This is a genomic window from Mesorhizobium sp. P5_C1 (genome assembly GCF_054049815.1).
This window is the reverse complement of record NZ_JBFULQ010001373.1, coordinates 1-584: the sequence shown is the minus strand read 5'-3', so window position 1 is coordinate 584 and position 584 is coordinate 1. Positions and strand designations below refer to the sequence as shown.

Here is a 584-nt window from a genome sequence, read left to right as displayed (position 1 = left end):
GAAGTAGATCTTCGCCAAACACTTGGCGCATTAAGGCCTGCATGTTGGCTTGCGGGTGGTCGTTGGCCTCAAACTTTGTGATGAGGAATTTGGCGAAATCCCAACGTGCGCCTGCACCAGCCTCATCCAAGATTTGCATATAAGATGCGGCCAGCTCCAAAAACTTCCCTGTGGAGTCGACATCGAGCATATGCGCTGGAACCGGGATTAGGACACCGGTAGCGGCAGTGAGTGACGAAAGCGTCAGGAAATTGAGTGAGGGCGCACAGTCGAGAAGAACGATATCGTAGCTATCGACGATCTGTTCGAGGGCCTGTGACACTCGAAGCAGGAAACTGGTTCCTCCGCTCTTGCGCATCTCAAGGGTAACTGCCGTTTCGAATTCTGTGAGCTCAAGACCGGCGCAGATGACATCGAATCCGATGATATGCGTCTGATGAATGATCTTTTCCGTTGGCACCGGATCATCAAACCGAATCGCCGAATACAGGGTGTCACCTTCTCGGTAGTCAAATCCGGGTAACGCTCCTTGCAGACTTGTTAACGACGCCTGGGGATCCATGTCGACTGCGAGAACGCGATAT

1 protein-coding gene is annotated in these 584 nt (G+C 52.6%); it reads right to left on the bottom strand.

All coding sequences use genetic code 11. The features are described 5' to 3' along the window. On the bottom strand, positions 1-584 hold a 584-nt coding region (locus ACXJ7R_RS35890), incomplete at both ends, for an AAA family ATPase (protein ID WP_457155911.1).